We start from the raw sequence: 12028 nt of genomic DNA on the forward strand, positions 1-12028 counted from the left end.
GGCGCAGCAGGACTTCGCCTTGGGTGGGAGGTGGTTCATGGGTGGCACTGACCGGCAAACTGGAAGCTGGAGGGAAAAATTTGTCCACGAGATGGCCGAGTATGCGATCAACTTCATTTATCTGGCGCTCGTATTCGCCGCTTTCACGCAATACCGGAGACTCGTTCTCGCCGCCCATGACATCATCTACACGAATTACTGGGTGGCAGTGATTCAGGCGCTGATCCTCGGAAAGTGATCATGATCGGCGCTGTCTTCCATGCTGGTCGCGGCCTTGAGCGGAGACCACTGATTTATCCCACTCTTTACAAGGCTTTGGTCTTTACGCTTCTTGTCGTGTCACTCAACGTCATCGAGCATGCGATCGAGGGCCTCTGGACGGGAAAGGGGCTCGCGGGTGGCTTCGCGGAGTTTGTCGCCAGAGAGCCCCACGAATTGCTCTCCGGATCCCTGGTTCTTCTTGTGGCCTTGATTCCTTTCTTCGCCGTCAAGGAGCTTGGGCGAGGGTTTGGACGGGCGAGGATCAGGGCTCTCCTTTTCCACGAGAGAACAGGGCAGTTCCTTGAGGGCGAAAAATGATCATTGCAAAAACGGTCCGCAGCCTGCAACGACGTTTCAGCCCCAAGGGAAAAACGGCTCTGCGGGTCACTTCTTGGTGCCTGGTGACGGCGGTGATGTTCGCCGCGGGCGCGGAGGCTACCGACTTCGGAACCAAGGGCGGGGCCGAACCCGCCAACATCAACGAGATAGTTGGCGTCCTGCGACAGGATTCTTACGACATGGAGTTGCTGATCAGCTTCGGTACCTCCAAGGGCGGCTCGGCGGGTCACCTCGCCCTGGGCCTCCGGGACGAAGTGCCCGGTGATGACCTGGTCTACTCGGCAAACTTCTATGCCGACCGTGCGCGCAAGCACGAAACTGGCTTCTACACCGAAGATCTCATGATTGGCGTCCCCAAGAAGGAGTATCTGTTCAAGACACGCTCATCGCTCGGCGACACGGCCGCGTTTGGTCTCGACTTTGGGGAGATCTACAAGCGATCGGTCATTGGCGTGCGCGTGTACGGCGTACCGGCTGGCGAGAAGGAAGCGATAGTGGCGTACTTCAGGCGCATCAATGACGACTATCACCGTCACGCCAGGAATACTCAGTACCACGACGGCGAAATCAGGTATGACTACATGCGTCTCAACTGTGCCAAGACCATCGGCTCGGCATTCAGATTTGGCGCTGGATACGACAAACTGGAGGTTACCAGCGCAAAGGTGCTTACCAGACGACGGATCCTGGTGGCGGCAACAGCCAATATTCCCACCGAGATGGCAATGAAGCTCATCAAGGAGTGGAACGTGCGCGGATACGGAATGGACGTGGTGCTTTACAGGAAGTACGAGGGCTCGACCTATGTCGATCCAAACGAGGAAGAAAAGGTGGCCTTCAAGGACCTGCCCAACCGCTTTCCTTCGGTGCTGTCGCGCGACTTCCGCAAGGAACAGGGGCGTTACGAGGACTTCGACAATCTCTTCGCGATGTACCTCCTCCACCATATGGGCAAGTACAGCGTGCGGGTTAACGGCGAGACGACGCTGCTCGAGATCGAGAAGACCAAGGATCACATGGCCTACGCGCAGGCCGTCGAACTCGCTACGCGGTGCGCCCGGTCGGACAGTGAAAACGTCCGTCGGCGCTTGCCGATGCGACCGCTGGGGAGCGGGAACGGGGCACCCACGGATAACGAGCACCTCGACAAGTGCACCGACCAGGCGGAAATGCAATGACGAGACTGCGCGCGCGCTTGCCGGTGATGTTCGCCACGCTGCTTGTTCTCTGCGCTTGCGCAACGCGACCGATCAATCCCCCGATCACGCAGGCCGACCCCGGCGTCGGCTACCGTTTCGAAACACGGCAGTTGTATTTCAAGGACCCGGAGGCGCTGGTCCTTCTCGCCTTTTCCGGCGGGGGCACGCGCGCGGCCGCATTTTCTTTTGGCGTCCTGGAATTCCTGCGGCGTACCGAGGTCGACAGGGCGAATGGCGAAAAGGTCCGCCTGCTCGATGCGGTCGGCGTCATTACCGGGGTGTCGGGTGGCAGCTTCACAGCGCTGGCCTATGGTCTCTATGGAGACAAGCTGTTCGCCGATTACGAACAACGCTTTCTGAAGCGTAACGTGCAAGGCGAGATCATCAGCCGCTTATTCAACCCGGCCCGCTGGGGTGACCTTTGGTGGACCCGGTGGGGGCGCTCTGAAATGGCGGCCGATCTGTATGACGAGATCCTGTTCAACGGCGCGACCTTCGCCGATCTCGAACGCGGCAAAGGTCCGCTTGTTCTCGCCTCGGCCACCGACCTCTCGACCGGAGCCCGTCTGGTCTTCGACCAGAACGTCTTCGACGCGCTGTGTTCGGACCTTGGCGCGGTGAAACTCTCGCGCGCCGCCGCGGCCTCGTCGGCGGTGCCGGTGGTGCTTTCGGCGGTCACGATCAACAACTACGGCGGCACCTGCAATTATCAAACACCTTCCTGGCTGCAATTTCTTGGCGGAGCGGCTGACCCGCCGCGCACGGCCGCGCGCGCAAGGCGCGACTTTGACGAACGGCTCGCCTTCGCCGATGGCGCGCAACGCCCATACATCCATCTCGTAGACGGTGGTGTCGCGGACAACGTGGGCATGCGTTCTGTACTGACCCTGCTCGAGTTGATGGAGGCATTGCAAGGCGCCGGGGTGCCGACACCGTTCGACCGCACGCGCCGGATCGTCGTTTTCGTCGTCAACTCGGTGTCCTCGCCCCCGACCCGCTGGGACCAATCGGATACGCCCCCGGGCATGATAAGCACATTGCTCCAGGCGTCCAGCGTGCCGATTGATCATTATTCCTACGAAGCGACGGAGTTGCTGCGAGACAAGGCGGCGCGCTGGCAGTCGCTGCGTCGGCTTCGGCAATCGGCGGCATTTGCGGACCACCAGGATGCCGCGATCGCTGACGACCTTAAAGGCCCGGAGGTTGAGATCTATGCCATCGACGTCTCGTTTGCGGCCCTGCAGGACAAGGCCGAATTCGACTACCTGAATAGCCTGCCCACCAGCTTCGTGCTGCCCGCTGAAGCGGTGGATCGTTTGCGTACCGCGGCAGGAGTGATCATCATGGCGTCACCCGAATTCCAACGGCTCCTCAAGGACGTCGGGGCGAAGGTGGCTCCCGAATCCGCATCGATGGAACCGGCGATATCAGCGGTGCGGCGTGCGTTCCCGACGGCTGCACCGGCGGCCAGATAGCGGAAACCCATTTTCGGCTTTGGCTCCCTGCTGGTAGCCCTGTAATTGAATCAGCCAGCGCTTTCGATTGGAGGGCGACATGGGTATTCTCGATTGGTTCAAGAACCGACCGGGCCAGTACGACGGATCGGGTATCCGACGAGTTGGTGCAATGGGGGGTCGAGAAAGCGATGACGCTGACCAACCCCAGACTCAAGCTGTTGCCAACCTGCCAAAAACGCCTGACACCCGCCGTCGCGACGACGATCGAATTCCTGCGCGCGCAGGCCCGGGCGCTGCCAGCCGTCCGACCGGTTTCGTCGACGTCTTGGTCAGCCGATCCGGCCTTGCGGGCTTTCTTCGTCGCGCCTTCGGATATACCGCCGGTAATCAGGAATGTGGCAATACTAATACCGCATGGGCTCACAGAGCGAGCCTTTCAAATCGTCTGAAAAAAATAGTCAGCGCTGGCGGGACGACGATTCTGCTGGTTGGTGGCTCTGTTGGTGCGCGGTTTCACGGCGAAATCGGCAACGCCGGGCTTGACGCGCAGATACTGGCAAAGCCTGCCCAGCACTTCGCGATCAATACTCTTCACCTGGTCGTGGTAGTAACGGTCCAGCGTGGTGCGGGCGATGCCTGCGGCGCGGCAGATATCGGCAAGCTTGAGACGGCGCGCGCGGCATTCTGTCCGACACGCAGGGCCTGATGGACTGGTTTGGCGGTCTGTTTGCGACACCGGAGCAGGATGGCAGGACGCCGGCGGAATTCGCTGCGGCCTATAACGCCTCGGGTGCCGACGCGTCGAGCCCTGCCAGTGCGGCCTCGACCCAGCCAAAACCGATCCGCTCCTGTTCGAGACGCAGATTTCTGCGCAGGCGGTTGTCGCGCAGGTCGTCGTACAGGGCACCCTCCTCCGCGTTCAGTCGTGGCAGATCGCGCAACGTCTGCCGGTCCTCCTCGCCCCAGTGCGTGGCGAAAGCCAGCAGCGTCGCACGATCCATCAGGAACGATTCGACGTCGGCGATATGGGCGCGCAACTGGTCGAGGATGGCGAAGCCGTGGGTGTCGATGTCGCCCCAGTAATGGATGCGGCTGCGCGACAGCCAGTCGGCCTCGCGCAGCATCTCGAAGCCGTAACCGGCGCCGAAGAGGATCAGGCTGTGCGGCACCGCCGGAAAGGCGAGGAAGTTGATCTCGTTCTCGGTAATGAACACACGTTCGACTTGCGGGTCGATCCGGGCAAAGCTCCGGGCATCGAGGGTGAGGTCCTGCTCGGGGTCGCCGGCCAGCAGGGCATGCCGACGATCGAGAATCCGGAAGCGGATGCGCTGCGGTTTGTCGCGGAAGCCGTAGCGGCGGGCGAACTGGCTCACTCCGGCGGCCGATGGGTCGATCGCCGCGGGCGGCAGGGCGAGATCGAGCAATTCGCCGAGCACCCCGCGCTGCGCTTCGATGAACTTGCTGTGCACGCCGGGGATATCCACCTGCCGCAGGTAGACGCCGGGGCGAGGATGGCGCTGCAGCCAGGCCACGATGTCGAGCAGTCGGCGCCATTCCTCCGCCAGTTCGAGCGCCCGCAGCGGCCGCTTCGCCAGCCATGCCAGGAGTTCCGGCTGGCATGCGCGCGTCGCTTCGAGCAGGCCGCCGAAGCGGCTGGCCTCGCGCCGCTTGCCGACGATCGCCAGGGCGTCGTCGAGGGTATCGATCCACACTTCCTGCGGCACCGCGTTGGTGCCGAACAGGCGGTGCCGGAACTCGCGCATCTCGACCCGGCAGTGCGGCATTGCCCGCAGTTCGCCGATCCAGGCGCGCACCGCGTCGAAGCGGTCGGTCATCTCCTGCGAACTCGGCCCACGCAGCGTCAGGCGCCTTGGAAACAGCGGCTCGCCGGTGACGACGCCGGCCAGCAGATCACCACGCTCCCACAGCTTCTGCACCTGGGCGCGCAGTGCCGCCGGCCGCGTCCAGCTCATCCCGACGCCTTCGCCTTCTCGGCGCGGTACTCCTCGATCGACAGGTTGCGCAGCTTCGAGGTGCGGCCTTCCTCGTTGTGGACGAAGCCGACGCTGGCGACGAAGGGTTCGATGATGTGGATCTTCTGCAGCGGCGTGACGATCAGCAGTTGCAGGTTGAGCTGGGCGAACAGCCGCAAACCATATTGCGCCGACTCGTCCGAGCCGCGCCCGAAAGCCTCGTCGATGACCACGAAGCGGAACGACCGCGAACGTACGGCGCCCCATTCGAGGCCGAACTGATAGGCGAGGCTCGCCGCCAGGATGGTGTAGGCCAGCTTCTCCTTCTGGCCGCCCGACTTGCCTCCCGAATCGGAATAATGCTCGTGTTCGCTGTGGTCCTCGCGCCAGCGTTCGCTGGCGGCAAAGACGAACCAGTAGCGCACGTCGGTAACCTTGGCCGTCCACCGGCGGTCGGCTTCGGAGAGACCCTCGCGACCGCGCAGGCGCTCGATGATCCGCCGCACCTGCAGGAACTTGGCTTCCGAATATTGCGCGTCGTCCGAGCCGGTCAGCGACCCTTCGGTGCAAGCCCGCAGCTCGCTCTGGAAGTCGCGGATGTCGGCATCCGGCGTCGGTTGCACTTCGAGCGCGATGTAACGTCCCGGGTTGTAATCGATCTGCGTCAGGGAGGTGTTGATGCGCGCGATGCGTTCGCGGATGGTCTCGCGCCACATCGCCAGTTGCGCGTTGAAGTTCGCCACCTCGCGGATGGTGTTCTCGTTGAGCAGTTCCTTGAAGCGCGCCTCGAAGCGCGGCAGGTCGTCGGCCTGCAGCTTGTCGAGCATGTTGCGGTATTCGAAGACCGCTTCGATGCTGGCATCGACTTCCGCGGTGTCGAGTTTGAACTCCTCCTTGTAGGCGACCATCGCCTGGATGATCCGGTCACGCAACCCGTTGAGCTTGCGCGACTCGGCTTCGATCCGCGTCTGCAGCCAGTCGCGCGTCTCGCGCTCGCGGTTCTCGCACGATTCGACGCTGAGCTGATGCTCGCCGAGCGCCTCGTGACGCACGCCATCGAGGCGTGCAAAGTACGGCGCCTGTGCGGCCATCCCCGGCTCGATCAGCAGCGCCTGTGTCTGCGCGTGCAGGGCGGCGGCATCGCTCTGCCGCTGCTCTAGCCGTGAACGTTTGTCGCGGTGCTCGGCCAACTGGCCTTCAAAAGCCTTGAGCGCGGCGACGACTTCGCGCAAGCGTTCGCTGAGTTGCTTGAGCAGGTCGGAAGCCGATTCCAGAGTCCGCTTCTCGTCCTGCAGCCTGGCCACCTCGGTCGCCAGCGACTGCCAGTCGAGCTCATGGAAATCGGCGTACTCGTCGAGCCGCGACAACGCCGTCAGGCGCGCCTTGAGCGCGTTCTGCTCGTGCTGGATCCTGCCGATGCGGCTACCCAGTTCGGCGAGGCGCGCTTCGAGTGTTCTGGCGTTGGCTTCGAGCGCCGCGATCTTGGCGGCGTTGCTCCAGCCGAGCACATAGCGACTGCGGTCGTCGAGACGATGGCGGTCGTCCTTTTCGTGCCGCTCGCCGGGCGCCTTGATCTGGCCGGCGCGCGTGATCGCCCGCAGCTCGCGCCTGAACTGCTCCTGGGTGGCACAGCAGGCGACGTCGAAGCGATGCGCCAGTTCGCGCTCCAGCCAGTCGTAATACGGCGAATCCGGCTTGACCGAAAGCTTGCGCACCAGCGAGTCGCGGTGCAGATCGGGGAGTTCATTGCGCGCACTCCGACGCACCCGAAAATAGACCAGACGCCCCTTGAGCTGGGTCTTGTCGACCCACTCGGCGACGCGCGCGTAATCGTCGTCGGGCACCAGCAGCGACAGGCCGAAATTGCGCAACAAGCGCTCTGCCGCGCCTTCCCAGTCGCGCTCGTCGGGGCGCACCTGCAGCAGTTCGCCGGCAAACGGCATCGCCTCCTCGGACAGCGCCAGCGCCCGGCAGAGCGCGCTGCGCATCGCCACCTGTTCGGCCGGGATATTGCTGCGCCGGGCCTTGAGACTGCGGATCTCGGATGACAGCTCGTCGTGTTCTAGCTTGCCCTGGCGCAGACTGACTCCGTGTTCGGTCAGCACATTCTGCAGACCCGCCTCGCGTTCGCGGGCCTCCTCGGCCAGCGACGAGCAGCGCTGGCGCTGGTCGAGAAAAGCCGCCTCATCGGCGCCGGGACTGTCGCCGATGGCGCGCACCAGGTCGGCATAACGCTGCGCCTTGCGCCGGCGCCCCTGGCAATCCTGATCGAGCCGACGAATCTCGGCGGCCAACCGTTCGAGCCGATCGCCGCCGTTGTCGGCGATGTTCTGCTTGAGTTCGGCCTCCAGTGCGCGTTGCGTGTCGCACTGCGCCTCGCAGCGCCTGACCTGCGCGTCCTGGCGGCGCCAGTCTTCGGCCAGGCCGGCGATGCGCTTGTCGAGCAGGCCGAGCTTGAGGCCGGCGAAGTAGGCCTTGAGCGCCTCACGGCAACTGCGCAGTTCCTCGACCTGCAGCGCCAGCGCGCCATGCTGGTTGCCGTGGGCGACCAGCGGCGAGAGCAGCGCCACCTGGCGCTTGGCCTTCAGCACCGCTTCATGCGCCCGGTTCAAGTCGTCGAAATGACCAAGCAGCGCGGCAATCCGCGGCTCGACGTCGAAAGGTTCGAGCATGTGACTGCGCACGAAGTCGGTCAGGTTGCCGACCGACTTCATCGACACCGTCTGGTGAAAGAGATCCAGCGCCTGTTCGTTATCGATCCCGAAGCGGCGGCGAAACCAGGCGCCATACGGCGGGAAGCTGTCGAAGACCTCGCAGCCGGGTCGCCGCAGCCGCTTGCGCAAAGCCGCGATGTCCGTGCCGAAATGGGCAAAGTCGCCGGCGATCGAGAGATCGCGTTCGGCGGCGACGAAGAAGCGCGCCGGCTGCCCCTGTGCATCCTTGATCCAGAAGACCTGTGCCAGCGTCACCGTCTGGTCGTAGCCGGCGTTGTGAAAGACGCCGAGGATCACCGAGTAGTGGTTGTGGTCGCGCAGCGCCACCGGCCGGGCCGTGCCGCTGAGTTCGTTACGCTCGGATTTGTAGTGGCCGAGAACGTACGAGCGCAACGTCCGTTCGCGGCTGTCGGCACCGGCGGCCTTGTTGTAGGCAATACGCTGCGCCGGCACCAGCAGCGTCGTCACCGCATCGACCAGCGTCGACTTGCCCGAGCCGATGTCGCCGGTCAGCAGGGCGTTCCTGCCCTCCGGACTGAGCGTCCACACCCGCCCGTCGAATGTTCCCCAGTTGAACACTTCGAGACGCTGCAGGCGGAAACCCGAAAGCGTGTCGTCGGCCATGAAATCCAGGCCGAGGCTTTGCGGCTCACTCATCGACGACCCCCTGCTGCCCGGCGAGCAGCGCGCGATAGCCGGCCAGCCGCTGATCGAATTCGGCCAGCCACTGCGCATCGACGAAAGCCTTGAGGATCCGCCGCACCTCGACCATCGTCGGCTGTCCAGGGCCGACCTTCAGGCGACGCAGGAACCCGAGTTCGATGACCTTGCCGAGATGGGCATCGATCTGGTCGATCAGCCGCGCCTCGTTGCTGCCTTCGGGCAGGAACACCCGCATCAGTTCGGCGACCTCGTCGCGCGCAAGGACCAGGCGCGTGTCGCCACCGCTGGCATCGAACTCGGCCAGCTTCTTGCGCAGCAACGCGAGCAACAGACTGACCGGAAACGACAACGGGCGCCGCGCCACCAGCCGCGGCAGGCGCGGCGTCGAAGCGTCGTCGGGTTCGGGACGCGAGCGCAGGAATGCGTAGCCCTCCGCTTCGTCGAGCACCAGTTCGAGGTTGAGCACCGCGACGTAGTCGCGCACCCGGCTCTGGAGAGTGAGCAGAGCATTCCACAGACCGGCGTCCGCTTCCTGGTAGATCACCCCCTTGAGCAGGGGAATCACCAGGGCCGACAGGTCGGGGCTGGCAGCCGCCGTCGCGGCAGAGGCTTCGAGATCTTCCTGCATCATTCCGCCGGCGCCTGTTTGACGATCATTTTCTTGCGGTCTTGTTCAAACTTCCGCACCGCGCGACTGACGGTCATGTAGTGGACCGCGAAGTGGCGCCCGATCTCTGCCATCGTATAAGCACCGGATAGGTAAGCCTCTGCCATCGCCTGATCTCTATCGGCGTGGCGCGCCCCGTATTCATCCAGCGACAAGGCGATCGATCGTCGGTGCGCCCTGGAAACTTCGCGCAGATCCTCTGCGTTCCTGGTCTGCGAATGGCGCCCCACGAACGCCTTGTCACCCAGCAACAGTTGATGGCGAGTGGCCAACATCGGACTAGGCAAGCCCGCGCCCGCCATCACGAACTGACCATAGCTCCTGAGCGCTTCGCCGCGGTTGGGACCAAACTGACCCAGCAACCCATCCGTATCCAGCCACGGCGGCGGTGCCTCCTGGCCGGCAGTGCAAGGGTAACTGCTCCAGCGCCAGTCCTCGAGCGATTCCACCAGCTTGGCGCGCAGTGGGTTCAGCACGACGTAGCGAGTCAACTCCAGCAAGTGGGCTTCCTTTTGTACGAGGATCGCCTTGTAGCGCCCCTGAAAGAGATGGCCAACCAGGCCATGGCGGCGGTTGAAACGCTGCGTATAAAGGCCGTTCAATTGCCGCATCCCACTCGATAGATTACCGTCCACTGTCTCCACCAGCAGGTGATAGTGATTGGTCATCTGGCAAAAGGCATGCACCACCCAGTTGAACCGCGCGCAAGCAAGACCCAGCACCTCCAGCCAATCCCTGCGATCATCGTCGCTCAGAAAAATATCTTCCCGACGATCACCGCGCGAGGTGACGTGATATACAGCACCCGGAAATTCCAGCCTCAATGGTCTAGCCATCTGTGGAGTGTAACAGAAATGATTAAATGTTAGAACTGACCCTAGAATTTTAGCTCTGGAAACTTCGCGCAGATCCTCTGCGTTCCTGGTCTGCGAATGGCGCCCCACGAACGCCTGGTCACCCAGCAACAGTTGATGGCGAGTGGCCAACATCGGACTAGGCAAGCCCGCGCCCGCCATCACGAACTGACCATAGCTCCTGAGCGCTTCGCCGCGGTTGGGACCAAACTGACCCAGCAACCCCTCCGTATCCAGCCACGGCGGCGGTGCCTCCTGGCCGGCAGTGCAAGGGTAACTACTCCAGCGCCAGTCCTCAAGCGATTCCACCAGCTTGGCGCGCAGTGGGTTCAGCACGACGTAGCGAGTCAACTCCAGCAAGTGGGCTTCCTTTTGTACGAGGATCGCCTTGTAGCGCCCCTGAAAGAGATGGCCAACCAGGCCATGGCGGCGGTTGAAACGCTGCGTATAAAGGCCGTTCAATTGCCGCATCCCACTCGATAGATTACCGTCCACTGTCTCCACCAGCAGGTGATAGTGATTGGTCATCTGGCAAAAGGCATGCACCACCCAGTTGAACCGCGCGCAAGCAAGACCCAGCACCTCCAGCCAATCCCTGCGATCATCGTCGCTCAGGAAAATATCTTCCCGACGATCACCGCGCGAGGTGACGTGATATACAGCACCCGGAAATTCCAGCCTCAATGGTCTAGCCATCTGTGGAGTGTAACAGAAATGATTAAATGTTAGAACTGACCCCGTTTATGCCGTTTATGATAGAACTGACCCCGTTTATGACCCCGTTTATGACCCCGTTTATGACCCCGTTTATGACCCCGTTTATGACCCCGTTTATGACCCCGTTTATGACCCCGTTTATGACCCCGTTTATGACCCCGTTTATGACCCCGTTTATGAGACCCCGTTTAATGACCTTAGAACTGACCCCGTTTAATGACCCCTTTGCTGGCCGCCGCACCACCCTGCCCTATTGACCAGAGCCTGCACTATGAAAAATTGCTCCAACCCCTTTGTTTGTGGTTGGGTACCGATTTGTTCGTCAAGGCTGGAAATTGGCAAGTCTGGCAAGTCCGGGAATCGGGGAGTAGTATTGGTCAATGGAATTCTGTATTGTCGGCGAGATCGCGAGTGTCGAGACCATCGCCGAAGGCAGTGGAATTCGGGAGCTTGCCCTGCTGCGGCAGCGTTATGGAGTTGGCTATTGGCGCAAGAAGAAGGGGATCGCCACTGTGCGCCTTCTTGATGGAACGACCGCAAGGGCCGAACTTCACTGGTATGAGGCGCATGGTATCGGCAAGGTGAAACTGAAGATAAAGGAATGGATATGAGGTTCGTGGTTTGCCTGTCTCGCGAAGGATTTGGCGAGTTCTCGACGGATGATCTGACGCTCGGGCGGCTCTATGAAGTGCTTGCCCCGGCGGACAGCCACGACATGCTGCGGATCATTGACGATTCCGGCGAGGACTTCCTTTACCCGGCTTCTCTTTTCGAGGGTGTAGAGGTGCAAGAGAAAACGGGCCACCCGTCTGCACGAATTACTGGCAGCGTAAAGCAGGAATCAGAAAAGCCATCCTCTGAGATGCTGTAGTTGTTGCAACAGACCGGGTCGAGTCCTGCCTCACTCACCGCACGAAGATCACACGCGGCAGCCGCGCCTGCCTGGCGTGGGGGTGACCTGCCTGCGTCAGCCCGGTCCAGACGATCAACTCGGTCACGCCTTCGTCGATCACCGCCTTGAAGGTATCGTCGGCGAGTTGCAGGTAGGCCACCAGTTCGGCCAGGCCATGCTGCAGCGGTCTCGTTTCGCACAGTTCGCGCAGCGTGATCTGCGAGCGATCCTGCAAGGCATGGCGAATGTGGCGTGCGAGTTGCGCGCGGTCGACCACCACCTGCGAGAACAA

General features: G+C 62.3%; 14 protein-coding genes and 1 pseudogene. 8 read left to right on the forward strand and 7 right to left on the reverse strand.

The genetic code is table 11. The features are described from left to right. Positions 1 to 37 precede the first annotated feature (37 nt). The 5 genes from V5B40_RS24635 (at position 38) to V5B40_RS24655 (ending at position 3705) form a co-directional block, all read left to right on the forward strand. Complete coding sequence (locus V5B40_RS24635) at positions 38 to 238, forward strand: hypothetical protein (protein WP_332357001.1); 201 nt, start codon at positions 38 to 40, stop codon at positions 236 to 238. Positions 239 to 240: 2 nt separating this feature from the next. Beyond that, positions 241 to 579, forward strand: a complete 339-nt coding sequence (locus V5B40_RS24640) for a hypothetical protein (protein ID WP_332357002.1) — start codon at positions 241 to 243, stop codon at positions 577 to 579. Then, entirely contained in the window at positions 576 to 1778 is a 1203-nt protein-coding gene (locus tag V5B40_RS24645) for a hypothetical protein (protein WP_287665852.1), read from the forward strand. Before V5B40_RS24640 ends, V5B40_RS24645 begins: the two co-directional genes overlap by 4 nt. A gap of 26 nt (positions 1779 to 1804) precedes the next feature. Beyond that, positions 1805 to 3274 (forward strand): patatin-like phospholipase family protein, encoded by a 1470-nt coding sequence (locus V5B40_RS24650; RefSeq protein ID WP_332357013.1) that lies wholly within the window; start codon positions 1805 to 1807, stop codon positions 3272 to 3274. A 170-nt stretch (positions 3275 to 3444) separates the two neighbouring features. Continuing rightward, positions 3445 to 3705 (forward strand): hypothetical protein, encoded by a 261-nt coding sequence (locus V5B40_RS24655; protein ID WP_332357003.1) that lies wholly within the window; start codon positions 3445 to 3447, stop codon positions 3703 to 3705. On the opposite strand, the gene V5B40_RS24660 is transcribed toward V5B40_RS24655, so the two are convergent. The 6 genes and pseudogenes from V5B40_RS24660 to V5B40_RS25380 form a co-directional block, all read right to left on the reverse strand. Further along, the gene (locus V5B40_RS24660) at positions 3693 to 3992 is read right to left on the reverse strand and encodes a helix-turn-helix domain-containing protein (RefSeq protein ID WP_287654664.1); all 300 of its coding nucleotides are present in this window, start codon (positions 3990 to 3992) and stop codon (positions 3693 to 3695) included. The two genes, V5B40_RS24655 and V5B40_RS24660, sit on opposite strands and share 13 nt — an antisense overlap. Before the next feature lie 40 nt (positions 3993 to 4032). Further along, positions 4033 to 5229 carry a DUF3322 domain-containing protein gene (locus V5B40_RS24665; RefSeq protein WP_332357004.1) on the reverse strand — a complete coding sequence of 399 codons (1197 nt, stop codon included), beginning with the start codon at positions 5227 to 5229 and terminating at the stop codon, positions 4033 to 4035. Then, a complete protein-coding gene (locus V5B40_RS24670; protein WP_332357005.1) occupies positions 5226 to 8600 on the reverse strand; it encodes an ATP-binding protein in 3375 nt (1124 codons plus the stop codon). The genes V5B40_RS24665 and V5B40_RS24670 overlap by 4 nt, the downstream gene beginning before the upstream one ends. Continuing rightward, positions 8593 to 9237 (reverse strand): DUF4194 domain-containing protein, encoded by a 645-nt coding sequence (locus V5B40_RS24675; RefSeq protein WP_434735914.1) that lies wholly within the window; start codon positions 9235 to 9237, stop codon positions 8593 to 8595. Before V5B40_RS24675 ends, V5B40_RS24670 begins: the two co-directional genes overlap by 8 nt. Continuing rightward, a complete protein-coding gene (locus V5B40_RS25375) occupies positions 9234 to 10109 on the reverse strand; it encodes a transposase (RefSeq protein WP_434735915.1) in 876 nt (291 codons plus the stop codon). Before V5B40_RS25375 ends, V5B40_RS24675 begins: the two co-directional genes overlap by 4 nt. 366 nt (positions 10110 to 10475) lie before the next feature. Then, positions 10476 to 10823: pseudogene (locus tag V5B40_RS25380) on the reverse strand (transposase); the annotation flags it as partial. 26 nt (positions 10824 to 10849) lie between these two features. Between V5B40_RS25380 and V5B40_RS24685 the strand changes: the two are divergent. From V5B40_RS24685 to V5B40_RS24695, 3 genes are all read left to right on the forward strand, one after another. Beyond that, positions 10850 to 11101: a hypothetical protein gene (locus V5B40_RS24685; protein WP_332357007.1), complete on the forward strand. Its 252-nt coding sequence runs from the start codon at positions 10850 to 10852 to the stop codon at positions 11099 to 11101. 123 nt (positions 11102 to 11224) lie between these two features. Then, complete coding sequence (locus V5B40_RS24690) at positions 11225 to 11455, forward strand: hypothetical protein (protein WP_332357008.1); 231 nt, start codon at positions 11225 to 11227, stop codon at positions 11453 to 11455. Continuing rightward, a complete protein-coding gene (locus tag V5B40_RS24695; RefSeq protein ID WP_332357009.1) occupies positions 11446 to 11715 on the forward strand; it encodes a hypothetical protein in 270 nt (89 codons plus the stop codon). The genes V5B40_RS24690 and V5B40_RS24695 overlap by 10 nt, the downstream gene beginning before the upstream one ends. Before the next feature lie 34 nt (positions 11716 to 11749). Here V5B40_RS24695 and V5B40_RS24700 read toward each other — a convergent pair. Beyond that, the coding region (locus tag V5B40_RS24700) for a DUF3375 family protein (RefSeq protein WP_332357010.1) at positions 11750 to 12028 on the reverse strand (279 nt) is incomplete at its 5' end.

It is taken from the genome of Candidatus Accumulibacter meliphilus (assembly GCF_036625345.1).
GTDB classification, from domain to species: Bacteria; Pseudomonadota; Gammaproteobacteria; order Burkholderiales; family Rhodocyclaceae; genus Accumulibacter; species Accumulibacter meliphilus.